Here is a 22,249-nt window from a genome sequence, read left to right on the forward strand (position 1 = left end):
CTACCGGAAACCATGATGAAAAAACAACGTATTGTTGCACTGCTCCTCTCGCTCGTCGCCATCACCGGCTGTAGTTCGTCCTCGACCACGACCGATCCGCATCGAACATCAGACACCGGCGCCGATAAGCCGCGAGTGGCGTTGATCATGAAGTCGTTAGCAAACGAATTTTTTTCAACGATGGCGACCGGTGCCCAGGAGCATCAAGCGGCCCATGCCGACGACTATGACTTGATCGTCAATGGAATCAAAGACGAACGGGATTTGAGTCGCCAGGTTTCGTTGGTCGATGAGATGGTGGCCAACGGCGTGGACGCAATCGTGATCGCGCCGGCCGATTCGAAAGCCTTGGTCCCGGTGCTGCGGCGAGCGAAACAGTCGGGCGTGGTCGTGATCAACATCGACAACCGGCTCGATGCCGATGTGTTAACGCAGGAACAGGTCTCCATTGCGTTTGTGGGGCCCGACAATCAAGCGGGCGCGAAAAAGGTGGGTGACTTTTTGTCCGCCAAGCTGCAAAAGGGAGACAAAGTTGCGATTCTCGAAGGCATTCGCACCTCATTCAATGCGCAACAACGATTGAAAGGGTTTACCGCGGCGATGCAGGAAGCGGGAATGGAGATCGTGGCCAGCCAATCGGCCGAATGGGAGCTGAGCAAAGCCAATACAATCGCCTCGTCGATGTTAAGTGAACATCCCGAAATCAAGGCGATTTTGGCGGCCAATGATTCGATGGCCTTGGGGGCGATCGCGGCGGTCAAAAGCGCCGGCCGCGAAGGCGAAGTGCAAATCGTAGGCTTCGATAACATCACCGCGATTCAAGAAGCAATCCAACAAGGCAAGGTGTTGGCCACGGCGGACCAGCATGGTGCGGATTTGGCAGTCTTTGGAATCGAGGCCGCGCTGCGTTTGATCAACGATGCGTCCGCGGCAAGCGACGATATCGAAACGCCCGTCGATTTGATCACGAAGGAAAACCTGTGAGTCGACGTTTGAGTGTCCATGGTCTAAGCAAACGTTACGCCACGGTGACGGTATTGCGTGATGTCTCCCTCGCGGTCGCAGCGGGGGAAATCCATTCGCTATTGGGCGCCAACGGAGCGGGCAAGAGCACGTTGTGCAAGATCATCAGCGGGTTGATTCCCGCCTCGGCCGGTACCATGACACTCGATGATCAACCCTTTGCTCCGGAATGCAAACAAGATGCCGAGCGGGCCGGGGTTGAGATTGTGCAACAGGAATTGAACCTAATTCCGACATTGTCCGTCGCCGAAAATTTATTGTTGACCCGCTTGCCTCAGCGCTTGGGTGTGATCGACTCGCGGCGTCTTGAACGGGTCGCCCAATCCGTTTTGGATCGCTTTGGGTTGACCGACGTCGCCACAGACACCTTGGTGGGATCGTTGGGGGTCGGACGCCAACAAATGATTGAGATTGCGGCTGCCTTGGCTCGCGATTGCAAACTATTGATTTTGGATGAACCGACCGCCGCCCTCTCGGGCAGCGAAGCGGAGCAATTGTTCGAGCATCTCAAGCGATTGCGAAGCGAAGGCGTTGCGATCTTGTACATCAGTCACCGCTTGGATGAGGTCGCGCGACTGAGCGATCGTGTCAGCGTGCTTCGCGATGGCGCGTTTGTGGGAACCCATGACACGCAATCGTTGACGACCGACGCAATGATCGGTTTGATGAGCGGCGAACCCACGACGTCGGCCAAACCGAATCACGTTTGTCATGCAACCGATGCGATCGCGATGCGTGTCGATTCGATCAATGGCGGGCTTGTTCATGACGTCTCGTTCGCTGTCAAACGGGGCGAGCGATTGGGGATCACCGGATTGGTGGGATCGGGACGGACCGAGTTGTTGCGGGCGATTTTCGGTGCCGACGTGGCTTCCTCAGGCCATCTCACCCTGGGAAACGACCCCACACCTCGTCGGTTTCGGCGTCCCAGTGAAGCGGTCGCTGCGGGCTTGGCGATGGTCACCGAGGATCGCAAACAGGATGGATTGCTGCAGAGCCAATCGATTCGTAGCAACACGACGCTGAGCAGTTTGTGGCGGCGATTTTCTCGCGCCGGGCTGGTGCGCGGTGACGCTGAACGGCGCGTCGCCGAGCAGATGCGAGATGCAATGCAGACGCGCTGCGAGAGTGTCGAGCAGTGGGTTGGCACGTTGAGTGGCGGCAATCAACAAAAGGTCGCCGTGGCGAAGTGGTTGGTGCGAGATGCAGAGGTATTTTTGTTTGACGAGCCGACGCGAGGCATCGACGTCGGAGCCCGTCGTCGGATCTACGAAGTGTTTGAATCGTTGGCCCGCGAGGGCAAAGCGTTGGTAATCGTCAGTAGCGATTTAGACGAATTGTTTGAAACGTGTGACCGCATTGCCGTGATCTCGGCGGGGCGCCTCGTGGCAACCTTCGCTCGCGACGAGTGGAGTCAAGAAAAAATCATGCAGGCATCGTTCTCGGGCTATCAAGACCGCTTGCTGGGCAATCCCTTGCCCCATGAATCGGTGATCGCAACCCCAAGTTCAATTTGATCATGAAACAAAGCAAACTGAAACAATCGATGGTTCAATACGCGGGGCTGCTCGCGGTGCTGATACTGATGGTCGCGACCTTTAGTTTGCTCAGTAAGAATTTCTTCCAACCCACCACGTTGATTTCAATCGCAAACCAAGTCCCCGACCTGACCTTCTTGGCCGTCGGCATGACGTTGGTGTTGGTGGTGGGAGGAATCGATTTGTCGGTCGGTTCGCTGTTGGCGCTATCCTCGGCCGTGCTGGGGGTGTTGATGGTGAACATGGGGTGGCCGCTGATAGCTGCACTGCCGGTCGCCATGCTCGTTGCGGGAGCCTGTGGTTTGGCCAACGGGATGATCACCGTTGGCTTTAGGGTGCCGTCGTTTATCGTCACCTTGGGGATGCTTGAAATCGCTCGCGGTGCCACCAAGGCGGTGACCGATTCCCAGTCGGTTTATATCGGCAGCAGCATTGAATGGTTCGGCCAACCGATCGGGGGCATTCGCTTGTCGCCTGCGTTTTTGATGGCGGTCATCGCCGTCGCAATCGGCCAGTTCGTGCTGACGCGAACGGTCTTCGGTCGCTACTGCGTCGCGATCGGCACCAACGCCGAAGCGGTGCGAATGTCGGGGATCCGTGCGGCCCCCTATTCGATCGCGGTGTTTGGCATCAGCGGTTTGATGTGTGGCTTAGCGGGATTGGCTCAATCGTCACGGTTGTCGACCGCGGACCCCAACGCCGCCATCGGAATCGAACTGGCCGCCATCGCTGCTTGCGTGATCGGCGGGACGAGTTTGATGGGGGGACGCGGCAGTGTGGTCAGCTCCTTTATCGGCGTGTTGATCATCCAAGTCTTACAAACCGGTTTGGCTCAAATCGGCGTCTCCGATGCCAATAAGCAAATCATCACCGGCGGTGTGATCGTCGCGGCGGTGTTGATGGACGCGTTGCGAACGCGTTGGAGAGGGGGAAGTGAAGAGTGAAGGAAGTCATTGACGAACGACTCTTTAATAACGACGTCATTACTTAGCAAAGGCCAGATCGAATGATGCGAATCTTGAATCCACTGCGGTTAGTAGGGACCGCCGCGTTGCTTGTTCTCGCTCCCGCAGTGGAGCTGCACGCCAAGGAATCGCACGCGCGACGCGGGGCGGATCCGGCGGCGGTGAAATTGATCCTCGACACCGACATGTCCGGCGACTGTGACGATGCCGGCACGCTAGCCCTGTTGCATGCGTTGGCCGACCGCGGTGAGTGTGAATTGTTGGCGACGATCGTCAATCGGGCCGATTTCACCAAAGCCTCCGCTGCGGCGGTGGACGCCATCAACACCTACTACGGGCGTCCCAATATTCCCATCGGCACGGACAAAGTCGGTCCCACGGCGCTACAACGCACCAGCCCGTACGCCGCTGCCCTCCGAGACGAATTCCCTCATGACATCGTGGCGGACGACCAAGCTCCCGACGCGTTAGCGATCTATCGCAAAATCTTAGCGGACCAGCCAGACGCGAGTGTCACCCTTTGTAGCGTTGGAGCGTTTTCGAACCTCGCCGAACTGTGCCGCCACGAACCTGAATTGGTGCGAGCGAAAGTGCAACGTTTGGTCGTGATGGGGGGCGAATTCCCGGACTCCGATCGACGCGAAACCAACGTGGCGACCCATCGCGATGCAGCCCACTTCGTAGCCGAACATTGGCCTGGCGAAATCATCTGGCACGGCTACGAGATCGGCGACGCCTTGATAACCGGCGCCAAGCTGAAACAGACTCCCCAAAAGAATCCTGTACGGCGTGCTTACGAACTGCGACGCTACCGAGGACGTCCCTCCATTAACGGCGGTCAGCCGAGTTATGACCAAGCCGCTGCGTTGTACGCGGTGCGAGGATCCGAGCCAGCGTTCTGGGAAACGAGTTCGGGTGGCCACGTTCGTGTTGATGCCGAAGGTCGCACGCGTTGGTCAACCGACCCCGCCGGTCCACACCGCTACGTCAAAATCGTGGGGCCCCCGCAACGACTTGCCGCTGCGATCGAAGCACTGATGATCGAACCGCCGGCGCATTTAGCAAAAGAATAAGAGGTCCTCGGCAGTCCGAATCAATTCGGACTCCCGCCAGCATTTTCAAATAGGACGTAAGGCCGGTTCCCACCGGCGCTGCTTGTGATTGGCCCTGCTTGTAATTGGCTCTGGTTGCGATTGGCCGGTGGGAAACCGGCCCTAAAATCCCTCCATTCATTTCCAATACGCTCTAGAGCGTATTGGACCGGCGAGACGATTCGCTCCTTTTCCTTAGACTCAGCGGGGCTGCCGAGCAAACGCTTGCCCAACGCGTCACTCGCCGCTGCGATACCGGAGTTCCGCTGGACTGCGGCCCGGAGAACCAAAGCGATCTAACAGTGCGGGCAACATCACCAAGTCGGCGAACAACGCGCTGCCGATCGTCAAAATCCCCATCACGGCAAAGATCCGGTGGTCGCGTGCATCACTCAACAACGCGGTGCTGAACCCGATGATCAACACCACCGTCGTCATCACCAAGGCGGTGCCGACGCCAACAAACGCGCGGCGAATCGCTTCGCTGTGATTGTCGGATCGCTTCAATTCCTCTTGGTATCGCGTTAGGAAATGGATCGTGTCATCGACCGCGATCCCTAAACAAACCGTGAACGCACAAACGCTGACGAGTTCTAAGTTGTGACCGCTGATCAAAAGCAGACATCCCGTCATCGCCAACGGAAACAGATTCGGCACCAGCGAGATCAAACCAATCCGTAGCGAGCGATAAACGAAGGTCAAGACAGCAAAGATGATGACCGTCGCGGTACCGAGGCTGAACGCAAGATCGACAACGATACGATACAAATTTCTCCAACGTCCGAGCGCCCGGCCGGTCAATTGAAGTCGAAAATCAGGATGCGTCTGTTCGATCGCTTCGAGCCCACTCTCGATGCGTTGAAAAACCGGACCATAGGTGGCAATGCCGAGGTCTTGAAGCCTTAAAATGACTTTCGTCGAACGCCGTTCCGGAACGATGTAGGCTCGCTTCAGTGGCGGTGGCAAAAGTTCTAGCAACGACATCCGGGTCGCCGGATCTCCCTCGCCCGGCAATGCGTCGATCAAACTGCGGATCGAAAGCGGATTTCCGATCAAAGGCTCCGAGCGTAGCAAGTCGTCGACTTGGGCCACCACGCTGGCGATTTCGCCGTCCGTCGCGGCGATGCCGCGCCGCCATTGAACCAACACCTCCGCAGTCTCCAACCCGCCAAATTCACGGTCGATGTGGGCCAACGCACTCGCGGCTTCGCTGCCCGCACTGAGGTTGCTGGTCAACCGCTCGTCGGGGCGCAATTGCAATGTCATCGCGGCAAGTCCGCACGTCGTGACAATCGACACCACGCTGACCGTCTTGGCATGCCGGACGACCCAATCGATCAAGACCGAGATCTTGCTCAAGTTTTTATCGACCAAGTTGTGACCATACCCCGCATGAACATTGCGTCCCAACGGGCTAGCACATGCCAACGGAATGATGGTGACGACGGAAATGAAGGTCATCAGTACCCCGATCACGCAACAGTAACCGAATTCGCGAACGATCTCGTGGTGGGCGAGCGCCAATGATCCGAATCCGATCGCGGTGGTCAGCGAAGTTAACCAGCACGCCAATCCAACTTCGCGGATGGATCGTCGCGCCGCATCGGTCGCCGACACTCCCTCGGATCGATGTCGCCGGATTTGCACCATCATGTGGACTCCATCGGTGAACCCGACCATGCATAACAACACCGGGACGATCACCGAATTGAACGGATTGTCGTCAAAGCCGAGGTAATGGAGCATTCCGATGGTCCAGAACACACCAAACGCGGGAGCCATCGCGACAATGATCACCGACGACAATCCACGGAACAGGATATACGCGATCCCCAATGCGATCGAATAGCCGATCGCTTGATACTTGCGTTCGTTCTCTCGGGTGCTCGCCGCCCCGCTAACGCGAATCGGCACGTCACCGGTCACTTGAAACGTGATCGCGGCGTCGGGATGGTTTGCGACTGCCGTCGCCGCGGTTTGTCGCAGCACGTCGGTACAATCGCGATCATCGGTGACGTACAACCAATCGATCTTGACCATCAACAACATCGTGTTGGCGTCCGGTGAAAGCAGTTGACCGCCGACCAATGGGTGGGTTAACGCCCGCTGTTTCGCCGCGGCAAAGCGTGCCGGCGAAGCATTTCGATTGGGCAGTATCGGTTCGGGCAACCCAAACAAGTTCATCATCGGGGCGCGATCCATCCACAGCACCCTCTCAACTTGATCGAGCGACTCTAGCGCCGCAACCGCTTCGCGAATCGCGTCTGCGCCGGCGGGCGTAAAGAATGCTTCGCTATGGGCGACGACAATCACATCACTCGACGCCACTTGCACTGCGGAAACCTGGGGCGCCGGTTCGCTCTCGGCGTCGTCAAAGCCGATGTCCGCCGCGCTGCCGGGTTCCAGCGACGACGACGCGGCCGTATCGGGCCACAGGATCGTCGGGTCGTAATGCCCCATCCCCATCACAATCGTCCACAGGACCAACAACAGCAGTGTCGACCAACGATGCGTGACGATCCAATCGGCGAGCGTGGAGATGCGAAATCGCGAGAACAGAAGAGCAAACACTGCGTGGGGGTTTCCTGAGAGGTTATCGCGATCGCTTCAGCCGCTGGAGCTTCTCGGCTCGAATCTCCTCGCGATCGATGCTACCGTCGCGGTCATGATCGAAGGAGCGAAAACCGAACATTCGAACCGAATCGGGAAGTTCGTGCTTGCTTAAAACCCCGTCACCATCGGAATCAAAACGCGTGATGTATTGGTCGGCGAACTGGGAAGCTTGCTCCTCCCACGCGTGTTGTCGATCGGCAAGCGGTTGCGGTTTGCCCGAAACCTGCTTTGACGTCGCGTGCTTTGACATCGTACCGTTTTCCGGAGGGTGTCGCGGTTTAGCCACCGCGACAAAGGTGACGGCCATCTCTTGCCACGTTTGATCGCCCCAAGTGACGTACTCCGATGGGTCGGGGTTGGTCGGATTGTCAGCGGAGTTATCAAAAACGGCGGTAAAGGAGAGTCGTTCGACGTCATCGAGTGGCAACGGTTGGCTGAGCGAATAGTTGTGCTGCCAATTGAAATCGTAGGCGGGAACATCAAGCAAGGTTTCGTTGCCGGACTTGGTTTGCGCCGAAAACCGGAACGACTTGCCACGCAGATGCATATGCGGCGTGATCGACAACAGGCTGCCATTTTTAGGGAAACCAGCGATCTCGGCCTGAACGGCGTGGTCAGCCACCCCGGGCGGAATCTCGAATTCTTGCTCGACCCCGCCGAGCACAAACACCTCATGCGTCACCTCGCTGGGGTCCGCAAAAACCAACCCGATGCGAGTCAGATCCTCGCTCGGTTTTCCATTGGGCGTGTAATGCAATTGAAAAACAATTTTGGAACCCGCGCGAACGCGTTGGGCGTATCCCGGTGGCAAGGCGTTGGGGCGTTGGCCCGGCACATAAGCCGCCAGAAAACCGATGTCGCGAACGTCCGCACCATCGGGCGGCCGGGTGAAGGCGATCGAATGATGAACGACCGCCCGGTTGCCTGGGACCACTTCGGCAGCCCGAATCCATCGGTCCTCGCGAAAGCCAGGATCGACCACAAAGTACTGGTACTCGACCGTGCCATCGGCGGGGACCGCGAACGGGGTGTCGCTCATCGTCACGATTTGATCCGGCGATTGGGGCAATTGCCAACCCTCGACAAACGAAATCGGCGGCGGCAATTCGTTCGCATCGCCGTACGGCATCCCCGCATCGACCCAATCGACAAGCGTTTGTTTGTCCTCGTCGGACATGTGCCGCGAATTGGAAAACGAACCATGCTCGGGATTAGCGTGCCAGGGCGGCATCCGCTGCTGGTCGATCACTTCCAACGACATGTCCGCCCAACCTATCACGTCGTCATATTGCTCCAGCGAGAAGGGGCCGATTTGGCCCTCCCGGTGACACTCGATGCAGTGCCGTTGCAAGACCCGGCTCACTTGGTCGCAATAGGTGATTTTTGAGTGGGATTCGGGGTCGTCCGCAACAGTTCGTGGTAACGCGATCAAACACCCCATCGCCGTCGTTTGAGGAGTGGGCACCGGTTGGTCGCTTAACAACGCTTCGATCGCATCGCGAAGATCATGCTGAGTCGCGCTGGAACGCGCGATCCCGGGTTCGTATTGGTCATCGATCCGGCCGCAATAACGAACCAAGCCTGCTCGATCAATCACAAACACCTCAGGGGTGCGCGTCGCACCGGCCTGGACCGCGACGCGGCGATCGTAGTCCTTTGCGATCGGAAACGTGATCCCGTAGTCGTTCGCGTACGCCTGCAACTCTTGCATCGAATCTTGGATATTGCTGTTGATGCCGATGAATTGAACGCCACGTGGCGAGAATGCATCCGACATCGCCACCAATCGTGGACCATAGATCCGTGCCAGCGGACATTCGGTGCCCAGAAAACAAAGCACGTGAAATTTCACGCTCGGGTCGGTCGAAAACGCCACCGCGCTGCCATCGGATCCCGGTAACGAAAACGGAGCCACGCGGTTCTGCAATCGGGGAGACGTCGCGTGAGTGGGCGTTGGAAAACCAATCATCCATTGCGATATCATCACGGCGGCCGCCAACAACGCGAGGATCTTGTTCCCAGTCTGCCCGCGACCCGCATCGAGTTGCTTGGATGGGTCGAGTTGCTTGAGTTGATCGTTCCCAGTCATCAGCAAAATGCCTCGCGGTATTACAGATTGGATCAGGGTCGATTGGAAAATCGATTGTTTGATTGGCCAAGCGACCTAACGTCAATTCAGAAGGGTCAAACCAGAGGGTGATCGTAACGTCGCGATGCAAACGCGTGAATCACCCTCGATTGTAGCCCGAATCGGGCAACAGCCATTTGACAAATGACGCGGGATTCAAGCCGTAGCTGGATTCGCCAATACGGGGTCCCGCGTCTGGCGACAGAAAAAAGCTGAGAGGCTCTAGTCGCCCTTAGCTGGCCCCCGCCGTCAGCTGACCCCCGCCGTCAGCTGACCCGGCCTTTAACTACCCCAGGCCTTAGCTGGCACCCGGCCTTAGTTGGCCCAGCCCGTTAGCTAGCCCGCCGTCAGCGAAACGGAGTTTCCCCAAGCACGGATTGCGGCACTCGTTGACATTTCTCGGTCTTGGCAACACGCTAGAGACCATCGCAGACTCCGGCAATGTCTGGCTCCGACGCCCCGCCGATCGCTCGGGTCGCTTTCACCATGCCTTTTTCATTAGGACCGACCGATGTCAAACACCCCAAACGAGACGCTTCAACTCGCGACCTTTGGCAATGGATGCTTCTGGTGCACCGAGGCGGTCTTTCAACGACTCGCCGGTGTCCACCAGGTGATGCCGGGCTACTCCGGCGGTGATGTCGACCACCCAACCTACGCTCAAGTCTGTACCGGAACGACCGGACATGCCGAAGTGATCCAAATCACGTTCGACCCCAACGTGATCACGTTTGACGAGTTACTCGAGGTGTTTTGGCAGACGCATGACCCGACGACACTGAATCGGCAAGGAGCCGATGTGGGCAGCCAATATCGCTCGGTGGTCTTTTATCACGACGACGTGCAAAAAAGCCAGGCTGAACACTTCAAGCAAAAACTCGACGCCGCGGGCGTCTTCTCCTCCCCGATCGTGACCGAAATTACCGAGTTCACAAAATTCTATCCTGCCGAAGTGGACCACCATAACTATTACAACCTCAACGGCGGGCAAGGCTACTGTCGCGCCGTGATTCGTCCCAAAGTGGACAAGTTCACCCAGGCCTTCCATGGCAAACTGAAGCAAGCCTAATTCACGCAGCGAGAGAGTCCTGATTCGCTCGAGCGATGGGGAAGGCTCCGCCAACTCGCAGCGAAACCCTATCCCCGTTTTGTTCGTTTTCATAAGTACCGGCGAATGCGTTTAAACATCCACGATCGTTTCAATCAAGAACTTCCCGCGGATCCCGTGCTGACCCCATCACGCCGCCAAGTCACCGAGGCGGCGTTCTCCTTTGTAACCCCTCGCGTTCCCTCCGCCCCGCGTCTACGGCACGCGGTGACTGAGGTGGCCGAAATGCTCGGACTGGCCCCCACCGATTTAAACGGTGATACGTTTCGGCGTGTGTTCAGCGGCGGCGAAGTGATCGCCGGAACTCGCCCCTACGCGATGTGTTATGGTGGCCACCAATTTGGCAACTGGGCCGGGCAACTCGGCGACGGCCGGGCGATCAACTTGGCCGAAGTCGAGCATCGCGGCCAACATTGGACGTTGCAACTAAAAGGGGCTGGCGAGACTCCGTACTCACGCACCGCCGATGGTTTGGCGGTGCTGCGTTCATCCGTGCGTGAACACCTCTGTAGCGAAGCGATGCATCACTTGGGCGTGCCGACCACACGCTCGTTATGCTTGCTGACCACCGGCGACCAAGTGCTGCGTGACGTGATGTACGACGGCAATCCCGAAATGGAAACCGGGGCAGTCGTCTGTCGCGTCGCGGCCAGTTTCATTCGTTTTGGCAGTTTTGAAATCTTGGCTGCGCGGAACGACCTGGCGACGCTACGCCAACTTGCTGATTACACGATCCGTCACCACTACCCTGAAATTCAAGCGGAGAATCAAGCGGACACTAAGGCCAGCTACGGCCATTTCTTTCACGCGGTATGCCAGCGGACGCTAACCATGATCGTGCATTGGCAACGAGTCGGATTCGTTCATGGAGTGATGAACACGGACAACATGTCAATTCACGGCGACACGATCGACTACGGCCCGTACGGTTGGCTCGAAGGCTTCGATCCCGATTGGACTCCCAATACCACCGACCGTTCCCATCGCCGTTACCAATTTGGCAATCAGCCGAAAATCGCACTTTGGAATTTGCTGCAACTGGCCAATGCGCTGTATCCACTGGTCGGCGATGCGGCCCCCTTTCAAGCGGCACTCCAGGAGTATCAAGATGACTTCTCACGTGAATACACGAACATGCAAGCGAGCAAGATTGGGTTGACCCACGCCAACCAAGCCGCCAACGAAGCCGACGAAGAACTGATTTCGCAACTCGACACCGTGTTGCAATTGACCGAAACCGACATGACGATTTTCTTTCGTTTGCTTGCCGACGTCCGCAAGTCGTCCAATGTCTCCGCCGGACGTGACTTCCTAGCGCCCGTGATCGATGCGTTTTATGACCCCGAGTCATTGACCGACGAAATGATTGAGCAATGGCGAGCCTGGTTCTCGCTGTACTTGCAGCGGTTGAACCAGAGCGAAGAATCGGACGCGATGCGGCGCGAGCGGATGAATCGTGTGAACCCAAAATATGTGCTCCGCAACTACATCGCCCAGCTTGCGATTGACGCGGCTGACCAGGGGGACGACTCGTTGATCGCGGAATTGTATGAGCTGCTTCGCGATCCGTATGCCGAGCAACCCGAACGCCAGAAATGGTTTGCCAAACGTCCCGAATGGGCCCGGCACAAGGTCGGGTGCTCGATGCTTTCCTGCAGCTCCTAGGGTTGCGCCGGGATCAAAAGAGACGGCTTGAACATCGTGGACGAGGCGACGAGCTCCATCGGATTGACCGCGTGTTCGGGACGGCTGCCCTCGCCCACCACCCCAAAGGTGCTATGGGACAAAGCGGCTGTGATGGAACAAAGCGGCTGTGCCCATCATCAGCAGCGATGCCGTGTCATCCATGTAGCCGACCATCCATGTAGCCGACCAACCAAGTATCCAGCCGGATTATCGGGGGCTGGCAAGTGACCAGGGTAGGGCATAACCGCGGTTTGCGCAGCATGGGTTTCCGACGCTGGCGGCGTAGGGAACCTTTCTCGTTTTGCAAAAAAGCTCCTGCCTAAGCACCTCCGCACAACTCTTTGGGCTGAGCGTAGCCTAGGCTACGTTTTGCAGCTTCGCCGCTGTGAAGAGTCATGCCGAAAGACTTCTGCCGAGGTGCCTGGCTGCTTGAGGGAGCGGCGTGAGCGCCGGCCGATGCGAAGCCTCGCCCAAGCATCCTCGGCAGACTGATTTTTGTCCGACTTTCGCCGGAATCCGCCCCCCCACGACGCTTGCAACGCCGCTGAATTCGGGTAGGCTCTATAGACTTAGCCAGCTGTACTGTACCGACACGCGCGTCGTGAGATCGGGTATCTTGGCGCGTCGCCGCGCAGCATGGAGGGCGTGAGCATCGTTCGATGATTTCCATCGCTAAGCCCCAATTTGGAACTCTCAGGAATTCGCAGATGTCGATCGCAACTTATCCACCCAAAATCTCTTTGCGAGGCATTGTGCCGCCGCTGGTCACGCCCCTGGCCGCCCGTGATGAACTCGACCACGAGGGACTCGCTCGGCTATTGGAGCATGTAATCCAAGGAGGCGTTTCGGCCGTCTTTATCCTGGGGACCACCGGCGAGGCACCCAGTTTAAGCTACGAGCTTCGTCGCGAGATGATTCGCCAAACGACGCGGATCGTCGCCGGCCGCGTGCCGGTGCTGGTTGGCATCGCCGACACGGCGTTTATGGAGACGGTGCACCTAGCCCAATACGCTGCGGAGTGTGGAGCCGACGCTGCGGTACTGACCACGCCCTATTATTTCCCCGCCGGTCAGACGGAATTGACCTCCTACGTGCAAAGCATTGTCCCGCTGATTCCGTTGCCGGTGATGCTTTACAACATGCCGGGATTGACGAAGGTGTGGTACGAGATCGAAACGCTTCGCACGCTTTCGAGCATTGAATCGATCGTCGGCGTGAAGGACAGCAGCGGCGATTTAGAGTACTTTGGTCGGCTGTGCCAATTGAAACAAGAGCGACCGGATTGGTCGATTTTGTTAGGCCCCGAAGCATTGCTTCAAGAGGCTCATCAATTGGGTGGCGATGGCGGCGTCAATGGCGGCGCTAACGTGTTACCGAAGCTGTTCGTGGAGTGCTACAACGCATTGCGCGATGGCGATGAAGCGACCGCCGCCGAGCGACGTGCAACGATTTTAGAATTCCAAAAGATCTACGATGTCGGCAAATATGCATCGCGTCACATCAAGGCAACCAAATCCGCATTGTCGCTGATTGGCATTTGCAGCGATTTGCCTGCCGATCCGTTCCACCGTTTTCATGAACCGGCTCGAGCGCGGGTTGCCGAGATTTTGCGAGGCATTGGGGCCCTGTGATCGCAGCTGTTTTTTTTACCGGCGTCGACTGGTTGGTGTTGTTCGGCTATTTCGTCGGCATCATGGCGTTGGGGCTATTTTTCTGGCGACGTAACAACACGGCCGATCAATTTACGGCCGGGGGGCGTTCGTTGCCGGGATGGTTGTGCGGTTTGTCGATTTTTGCGACTTACCTTAGCAGCATCAGCTATCTCGCCTTGCCGGGCAAAGCGTTTGTAGACAACTGGAACGCGTTCGCCTTCTCGTTGGCACTTCCCATCGCCGCCGCGATCGCGGTCCGTTATTTCTTGCCGCTCTACCGCAGCTCGGGCGAAGTCTCCGCTTACTCGCTGTTAGAAAACCGCTTTGGTTTATGGGCGCGGATTTACGCCAGCTGTTTTTACTTGCTGTTCCAAATTGCCCGCATCGGCGTGGTGATGTACTTGATGGCCTTGCCGATGGCGGTGTTGTTTGGTTGGGACATCCGCATCGTGATCGTGTTCACGGGAATCATCGTGACGATTTATTCGTTCATTGGCGGTATCGTGGCGGTGATTTGGGCCGATGCGATTCAGGCGATTGTCTTGTTGGCCGGCGCGTTATTGGCGTTGGGGATTCTGCTGATGGACATGCCGGGTGGCCCCAGTGAAGTCATCGAAGTCGCTAACCGCCATGACAAATTTTCACTCGGCAGCACGTCGTTTTGGGAGGTCTCCCAGCCCACGCTGTGGGTCGTGATCGCGTACGGATTATTCGACAACTTGCGGAACTTCGGCGTCGATCAAAGCTATGTGCAACGGTATATCGCGGCCAGCACCGACCGCGAGGCGGCCAAGAGCGTCTGGTTTGGCGCGTTGCTGTACGTTCCGGTCAGCGCCCTGTTTTTGTTCATTGGATCGTCCCTGTATGCGTATTACGAAAGCCATCCGCAGGACACCCAAGAAGTCCGTGTGATCGTTGCCGAGCAGAAATTGATGCAGGCAGGCATTGCTCCGGACGACGCCCAATACGCGAGTCGGCTAAGCGAGACGATCGAGGGGCTGACCGACAAGGATCTGGGCGACCGCGTGTTCCCTCATTTCATCGCAGCGAAGTTGCCTCAGGGAGCTCGCGGGTTATTGATTGCAGCCGTTTTTGCCGCCGCGATGAGCACCGTTTCGACCTCGTTGAACTCCTCGGCAACGTTGGTCATGAGCGATTTTTACAAACGTTTGTTCCGCCCCGATTCGACCGACATCGAACACGTCCGCGTGCTGCGTGGGTCGACCATCGCATGGGGTGCGATGGGAACCGTGATGGCGCTCGCCTTGGTGCGATTGACCGAGAGCGCATTGGATATTTGGTGGATTTTATCGGGTGTGCTCGGCGCCGCGATCATCGGCTTGTTCCTACTGGGCATCATTGTGCCCAAGATCCGTGGCCGCGCTGCCATTTCGGTACTGCTCGTCGGTTTGGGGTTAATCGCGTGGATGGCGGCATCGAAAACCGCCTACTGGCCCGAAACATTGAGTAAATTCGCCAGTCCTTTTCATCCTTTACTGGTGATTGTGCTCGGCCCCACGGCTATGATCCTACTGGGCTGGATTGTCTCTCAGGCACTTCCCGCGAAAGCGGCCCCGGAAACCAACCGCTAGAGCCGGCGCGGCCGACGGTCGCACGGATTGATTTGAAACTTGAAACGGATACTCATTCCTTAACCACGATCAACGCCCCACGGGCACTGCCGAAAGTGAAGAAATGAAGAGAATGCAACAATCGAAATGGACGCTGTTTTGTTGGGCGTGCGTGGCAATCATCTGCACCCATGCGAACGCGGACGACGCGTCGTGGAAACTGAAACCGCTGCAATACAATCACCCCGGTTTGACCGTCGATCTCGGCGTGGGATTGTGGGCGTTTCCGCTGCCGATGGATTATGACAACGATGGCGACCTCGATCTGCTTGTAGGATGTCCTGACAAGCCCTCCAACGGGGTTTACTTCTTTGAGAACACGTCGCAGGATCCAGCGGAGAAGATGCCAGTGTTCAAAGCCGGGGTTCACCTCGGAAAAGCAAACCACTTCATGCAAATGAGCATGGTCAATGGAGAGCCGGTCGTAATGTTACCGGCCAAGGAGTTCCGCCGAGACCCACAATCGGGCAAGTTCGACTTCAACAAACCGACCAAGATTGACGCGGCTGCGAACCCCAACGCTCACACCAAAGGCAACACCCGCGCGAACATGTGGCGGTACGTCGACTACGACGGGGACGGCGATTACGACATCACCGTCGGTAGCGGCGATTGGACCGATTATTGTTGGGATCACGCCTACGACAATCACGGCCAATGGCGGAACGGCCCGCTGCACGGCTACGTCTACTTGATCGTGAACGAAGGCAGCGACGACGCGCCCAAGTACTCCAAAAATCCAGAGCGTTTACAATCCGCCGGTGGCGACATCGATGTTTACGGTTGGCCGTCACCCAACTTCGCCGACTTCGACAACGATGGCGACTTGGATTTGTTGTGTGGCGAGTTTCTTGACGGGTTCACCTATTTCCAAAACATCGGAACTCGTACGGAGCCCGTCTACGCAGCGGCACAAAAACTTAAAAACGTTGCCGGTGATCCGTTGGTGATGCATCTGCAAATGATCACCCCCACGGCGATCGATTGGGATGCCGATGGCGACCTCGACTTGATCGTCGGCGACGAGGATGGTCGCGTCGCCTTTATCGAAAACAATGGCGAACTGCGTGACAATCAGCCGGTCTTCAACGACCCCGTGTATTTCCAACAACAAGCCGACACGCTCAAGTTCGGTGCCTTGGCAACGCCGTTTGTCTACGATTGGGACAACGACGGTGACGAAGATATTCTCTGTGGCAACACCGCAGGCAACATCGGCTTTTTCGAAAACCTGGGTAACCGCGAAAATGGATTGCCCCGCTGGGCGGCTCCGAAATTGTTGAACGTCCGCACTGGTGCCGACTCGCTGAAACCGTTTCGTGTGATGGCCGGCGAGAGCGGATCGACGCAAGGTCCCGCCGAAGCGAAGTGGGGTTACACCACGTTGTCGGTCGCAGATTGGGATGGCGATGGAGATGGCGACATCATCTACAACTCAATCCTTTCCAAGCTCGGGTTGCTGATCAACGAATCAGGCACTTTGGTGGAAAAGGACTTTGACAGCGGACAAAGCGAAGCGCCACCGAAATGGTATTGGTGGCAAACCAAGTCGAGTGCCGCGCTGACGCAGTGGCGTACGACGCCGATGGTCATTGACTTTGACGGCGACCGACAACTCGATTTGGTCATGCTCGATCAAGAAGGCTACTTGACCCTCCGCTCCAATGGCGGCGAGGCTCAGCGGATCTTTGTCGACGAAGACCTCCAACCCATCCGATTGAACTCGGGAACGTGTGGTCGGTCCGGACGGATCAAGCTAGCGGTTGTCGATTGGGATGGCGATTCGCGTTTGGACGTATTGATCAACTCCGAGAACGCAACGTGGTATCGCAATTGCAAAGAGGTCGATGGCAAAGTGATGCTAAAGAAAGTCGGCAACTTGGCAAAACGCAATGTCGCCGGACATACATCGAGCCCCGCGGTTTGTGATTTCAACCGCGATGGGAAACCTGACTTGTTGGTCGGCAGCGAGAACGGACGTATCTACTACATCGACCACGAAGATTGCATCCAATACAGTTCCGAACAAACCGAACCACGCGAAGCCCGAGAGCCGCAACCGGCTCCGTTCCCAGGTTTCGTTTCGAAAGCATCCATTTTTGAAAACGCGCCATTCAAAGAGTGCCACGCTTCGACGATTTGCCAAACCAGTCGCGGGTTGGTGGCATCGTGGTTCGGCGGGACCAGGGAAGGCAATACCGACGTGACGATCTGGACCAGCTTCCACGATGGCTTGAATTGGTCTCGACCGCAAAGTGTTGCCGATGGCGTTCAGCACGAAGGTTTGCAATATCCATGTTGGAATCCAGTGCTTTATCAACCACCCGGCGATGGCCCCTTGTTGTTGTTTTTCAAGGTCGGCCCCAAGCCACACTCATGGTGGGGCGAGATGATGGTCAGCTACGATCGCGGTCGCACCTTCACTCACCGCCAACGATTGCCTGAAAGCATCGATGGCCCAGTGCGTTGCAAACCAATCTTGTTAGAGGACGGCAAAACATTGCTGTGCGGTTCATCGACCGAACACGATGGATGGCGCATTCACTTCGAATCGATTCAATTGGTCGATGGCGAATTGAGCGGTCCCTGGAAACGCGTTGGCCCGATCAATGATGCCAGCGAATTTAATGCGATCCAACCGACGCTGTTGACGCATCCCGATGGTCGCTTGGAAGCGTTGTGCCGAACCAAGGAAGGAGTGATCGCATCGACCGAATCGACCGACGGTGGCGAGACCTGGTCGAAACTCAAAGCGACCGAAATGCCCAACCCCAACTCGGGAATCGACGCGGTCACCTTGACCGATGGTCGGCACTTGATGATCTACAACCACCTCGGTTCGGGCAAGGATGGTTGGGGCAAACGCGGCGTCCTCAATCTGGCCATCTCCGACGATGGCGTGACCTGGAATGAAGTTGGATTGCTCGAGCAAGAGAAGGGTGCGGAATTTAGCTATCCCGCGATGATCCAAACCGACGATGGCATGGTGCATATCACCTACACCTCCAAACGGAAGCACATCACGCATGTCGTGATCGATCCGGCGGCGATCGTTCCAAGCTCGGCCAAGTAACGGTCCTGTTGCCAATGCGTTATCTCGTTGCCAATGCGTTTCTGGGCCCCCCACCGGCGGTTCAGAAACGCTCGCTTTGGGATGATGCGTCTTTCGGATAAGATGCGTTTCGGATGACGTGCTTGGGGATCACATCGCGTGTCCAGCATTCGCGGTGCTGTCGGGGGAGGCGCACACCGCAGCCCAACGGCCCCGTAGCCCAACGGCCCAACAGCCCCGTAGCACAGTGACACTGCGGCACAGCGAGCCTCGGTACAGCGGCACCTCCGCAATGCGCCGCGGCGTCCTTTCACAGGGTCGGCTGGCGATTGAAGCAGACTCGTCATTTTGACGCATTCTCCCCCCGACAAAATCGGGCGTGGGAACTAGAATAGCGGGTGCTGCCGCTGCGCGTTCCCGCCTCGAACCATCCCCAACGCCATGATCTCATCGTTTCGTTTGTTAGCCGCTTGGCTTTTCGTGATGCTTTGGGTTTGCCCCTGCTCGCGGGTCGTCGCGGAGGAAGCCAAGGTTCCGGCTCCGCTGCGATACACGCGGTGGAGCGGCGAGATCAACGTTCCCGACCCCGTTGCGATCAGTTTCGACAACGACGGGACGGCTTACGTCACGCAGACCCAGCGGCGGAAGGCACAAGATCTCGACATCCGCAACAACCGCGACTGGATCAGCAACGATGTCGGCTTCCAAACGGTCGAAGATCGCAAACACTTTTATCATCAACGTCTCGCTCCCAACGCCGACCAAGAAAACAATCGCAAACGGGTCGACGACCTGAACCAAGATGGATCGCACGATTGGCGAGACCTCACGGTGATCAGCGAAAAAATCCATTGGCTACGCGATACCGATGGCGATGGAACGGCCGACGCGATGGGCTTATTCGCCGAAGGTTTCCAGACCGAGGTCACGGGAATCGCCGCCGGGGTGATGTGGCACAACGGAGACGTTTACGCGACGATTGCCCCCGACCTGTGGCGTCTCCGTGACACTGACCACAACGGCGTCGCGGACCAGCGAGAAGCGATCGCATCGGGCTTCGCCATTCACATTGCCTATGCCGGCCACGACATGCACGGTTTGACCGTCGGACCGGACGGAAAGATCTATTGGTCGATCGGTGACAAAGGCATCTCGGTCACGTCGCGCGAAGGCAAACGCTTTCACTATCCCAATCAAGGCGGTGTGATGCGGTGCAATCCCGACGGCAGCGATTTTGAAGTCTTCGCGCACGGTTTGCGCAACGTTCAAGAAATCGCCTTCGACCAATATGGAAATATGTTTGGCGTCGACAACGATGCCGATCAAAGCGGTGAAAAAGAGCGTTTCGTCTACATCGTTCGTGACATGGATGCCGGTTGGCGATGCAATTACCAATATCGCGGCGACGGCTTCAATCCTTGGACCGACGAGCGTTTGTGGGAGACTCATTTTGAGGGACAAGCCTCCTACATTCTGCCGCCGCTGAGCCACTCGATCGATGGCCCCGCCGGGTTTGCCTTCAATCCCGGCACCGCGCTCTCCTCGGCGTATCGCAACTACTTTTTCTTGACCGGAGCGCCCGGCGGTTTTCAGTACGCGTTTAAAGTGAAACCCAACGGGGCCTCGTTCGCGATCCGCAACGAACACTCAATTGGGAAAGGCATTCCCTTGGTCGGAATCAACTTTGCACCCGACGGGGCGCTCTATGGCGTCGATTGGGGTGGCGGCTATCCGTTGAACCAAAAGGGAGCGGTGTGGAAGATCGACGTGCCCGAATCGGACCTCAGCGAAGTGCAATCCGAGGTCGCCGAGCGGCTGCGGACGGGGTTCTCTCCGCTTTCCAAAACGGAACTCTCCGAATTGCTTGCTCACGACGATCAACGCATCCGCTTGGGAGCCCAATTCGAACTCGTCAAACAAAATGACGTCGTCACGCTACAGCAATCCCTCGCGTCCGAATCGGAGATGCAGCGGGTCCATGCGATTTGGGGATTGGGCCAATTGGCTCGCGATGGCAATGCGTCCGCGCGTGAATCATTGATCCAAGCCTTGGGCTCCACCGATACCGAAATCCGAGCTCAAGCGGCACACATGCTAACCGATGTAAACGAAATCGCAGGATCCGTGTTCACGCCGCTGTTAGACGACAAAAGCGACCGCGTTCGTTTCATGGCGTTGATCGCGCTCAGTAAACACGCCGATCCTTCGGCCACGAACCGCTTAATCGAATTGTCAAACACGCTCGCCGAATCGGATCGTTACATGCGATTCGCGGTCTCACGTGCGATCCGCTATTGTGCGACCCCCGCCCAGATCGTGGCGGCGCGCGAAGCGAGCAGTGTAGTGGGGCGATTGAATCTCGTCGTCGCGCTGCGAGGTAACAAGAACCCGAACTCGCTAGAATCGTTTCTGTCGGATGCGAATGAACAAGTGGCGACCGAAGCGGCTCGAGCGCTGCATGACGACTTTTCCAACGATCAACAGCTCCGCGTCCTCGCCGACGTGCTGGGCACGACGAAGCATCGCAGCGAATCGTTTGTCCGCCGTGTGCTCAACGCCCATTACCGGTTAGGCAGCCGTGAAAACTCCGATGCGGTGATCGACTTCGCAAGCGAAACCAAGCACAGCGTTGCCCTTCGCCGAGAAGCCCTCACGATGTTGGGCGGATGGAACTCGCCGGAGCCGTTGGACCGCGTCGATGGACGACGACGTGACTCGGCGCAACCGCGTGAGCTGGCCACGGAGCGATTGAGCGGCGTGCTTTCGCAAATCGCAGCCGAGAATCACCCCTCGTTGCAAACGGCCGCCATTCGCGCTGCCGCCGAGACCCAAACCAAGCTCTCCGCAACATCGCTGCGTGAGATCGTTCGCACCGAAAAACTCGATGTCGATCTGCGTGTGCAGGCCCTCAAAACGCTGTATCAGCAAGACCTAACGGAGCTGAAATCCGTGCTCGACGAGGCGCTGGGCGACCGAGAAACCCGTTTACAAATGGCGGCCTTGGATCTCTATGTCCAGCTCCACGCGGAACAAGCCGACGCCTATCTTGCCGAGCTGGTCAACGACACTCCGAAAATCGCGTTACAACAATACGCGATCGGCAAACTTGCCACGCAGCGAGGCGACGCGTCCGAGCGATTACTGGTGTCGCGGTTGGCAGCGGTCGTCAACGGCACGCACCCCGGCGAAACTCTCTTGGACGTTTTAGAAACGGCCGAGAAACGCGCGGTGGAAAGCGAAACGGTGCGTTCGGAATGGGACAAGGCACAGGCCGCCCTCGACAAACGATGGTCGGACACCCCCGCAAAAGCTCGCCCCTTTTTGGCTAGCCGTGATGGTGGAGACGCAACGCGTGGGAAAGCGATCTTCGACACGCACCTTGGTGCCCAATGCGTGCGTTGTCACAAGGTTGGCAAGAAGGGGAGCGATGTGGGCCCGAATTTGATGGGGATTGCCGCCCAGAAGGATCGCGACTATTTGCTGCACAGCGTGATCGCCCCGAGCCGGGACATCGACAAGAAGTACCAAACCCAGTCCTTTCTGATGGACTCGGGACAAATCGTGATGGGATTGGTCAAGTCCGAAACCAAAGAGCTGACCATCGTCTTGGACAGTCAGGGGAAAGAGATTCGGTTGAATAACGACGAGATCGAGGACGTTTCCAAGAATGAAGTCTCGATCATGCCCGACATGACCGAAGTCTTAACCCGCACCGAGGTGCGTGATTTGGTCGCCTATTTGTCGACGTTGAAATCGAAATAG

The 22,249-nt window shown here is 57.3% G+C and carries 12 protein-coding genes; 10 read left to right on the plus strand and 2 right to left on the minus strand.

Annotated elements, in window-relative coordinates:
- Positions 1-12: 12 nt before the first annotated feature.
- The 4 genes from Pla52o_RS19400 (at position 13) to Pla52o_RS19415 (ending at position 4,599) form a co-directional block, all read left to right on the plus strand.
- On the plus strand, positions 13-984 hold the full coding sequence (locus Pla52o_RS19400) for a sugar ABC transporter substrate-binding protein (RefSeq protein WP_231612481.1): 972 nt from the start codon (positions 13-15) through the stop codon (positions 982-984).
- The gene (locus tag Pla52o_RS19405; RefSeq protein WP_146596274.1) at positions 981-2,540 is read left to right on the plus strand and encodes a sugar ABC transporter ATP-binding protein; all 1,560 of its coding nucleotides are present in this window, start codon (positions 981-983) and stop codon (positions 2,538-2,540) included. The genes Pla52o_RS19400 and Pla52o_RS19405 overlap by 4 nt, the downstream gene beginning before the upstream one ends.
- 2 nt (positions 2,541-2,542) lie before the next feature.
- On the plus strand, positions 2,543-3,505 hold the full coding sequence (locus tag Pla52o_RS19410; protein ID WP_146596275.1) for an ABC transporter permease: 963 nt from the start codon (positions 2,543-2,545) through the stop codon (positions 3,503-3,505).
- A gap of 62 nt (positions 3,506-3,567) precedes the next feature.
- Entirely contained in the window at positions 3,568-4,599 is a 1,032-nt protein-coding gene (locus Pla52o_RS19415; protein WP_231612482.1) for a nucleoside hydrolase, read from the plus strand.
- 255 nt (positions 4,600-4,854) lie between these two features.
- Here Pla52o_RS19415 and Pla52o_RS19420 read toward each other — a convergent pair whose 3' ends face one another.
- Together Pla52o_RS19420 and Pla52o_RS19425 are read right to left on the minus strand one after the other, a co-directional pair.
- Positions 4,855-7,188: an efflux RND transporter permease subunit gene (locus tag Pla52o_RS19420; protein ID WP_231612483.1), complete on the minus strand. Its 2,334-nt coding sequence runs from the start codon at positions 7,186-7,188 to the stop codon at positions 4,855-4,857.
- A 22-nt stretch (positions 7,189-7,210) separates the two neighbouring features.
- The gene (locus tag Pla52o_RS19425; protein WP_146596276.1) at positions 7,211-9,319 is read right to left on the minus strand and encodes a redoxin domain-containing protein; all 2,109 of its coding nucleotides are present in this window, start codon (positions 9,317-9,319) and stop codon (positions 7,211-7,213) included.
- A gap of 550 nt (positions 9,320-9,869) precedes the next feature.
- On the opposite strand from Pla52o_RS19425, the gene msrA reads away from it, so the two are divergent.
- The 6 genes from msrA (at position 9,870) to Pla52o_RS19455 (ending at position 22,249) form a co-directional block, all read left to right on the plus strand.
- A complete protein-coding gene (msrA, locus tag Pla52o_RS19430) occupies positions 9,870-10,427 on the plus strand; it encodes a peptide-methionine (S)-S-oxide reductase MsrA (protein WP_146596277.1) in 558 nt (185 codons plus the stop codon).
- Positions 10,428-10,532: 105 nt separating this feature from the next.
- Positions 10,533-12,131 carry a protein adenylyltransferase SelO gene (locus Pla52o_RS19435; RefSeq protein WP_146596278.1) on the plus strand — a complete coding sequence of 533 codons (1,599 nt, stop codon included), beginning with the start codon at positions 10,533-10,535 and terminating at the stop codon, positions 12,129-12,131.
- Between the two features lie 728 nt (positions 12,132-12,859).
- A complete protein-coding gene (locus tag Pla52o_RS19440; RefSeq protein ID WP_146596279.1) occupies positions 12,860-13,783 on the plus strand; it encodes a dihydrodipicolinate synthase family protein in 924 nt (307 codons plus the stop codon).
- Positions 13,780-15,396, plus strand: coding sequence for a sodium:solute symporter (locus tag Pla52o_RS19445; protein ID WP_146596280.1), 1,617 nt, complete (start codon positions 13,780-13,782; stop codon positions 15,394-15,396). Before Pla52o_RS19440 ends, Pla52o_RS19445 begins: the two co-directional genes overlap by 4 nt.
- Before the next feature lie 112 nt (positions 15,397-15,508).
- Positions 15,509-18,508 carry an exo-alpha-sialidase gene (locus Pla52o_RS19450; protein ID WP_146596281.1) on the plus strand — a complete coding sequence of 1,000 codons (3,000 nt, stop codon included), beginning with the start codon at positions 15,509-15,511 and terminating at the stop codon, positions 18,506-18,508.
- A 420-nt stretch (positions 18,509-18,928) separates the two neighbouring features.
- Complete coding sequence (locus Pla52o_RS19455) at positions 18,929-22,249, plus strand: PVC-type heme-binding CxxCH protein (RefSeq protein WP_146596282.1); 3,321 nt, start codon at positions 18,929-18,931, stop codon at positions 22,247-22,249.

It is taken from the genome of Novipirellula galeiformis (genome assembly GCF_007860095.1).
In the GTDB taxonomy this organism is placed as follows: domain Bacteria; phylum Planctomycetota; class Planctomycetia; order Pirellulales; family Pirellulaceae; genus Novipirellula; species Novipirellula galeiformis.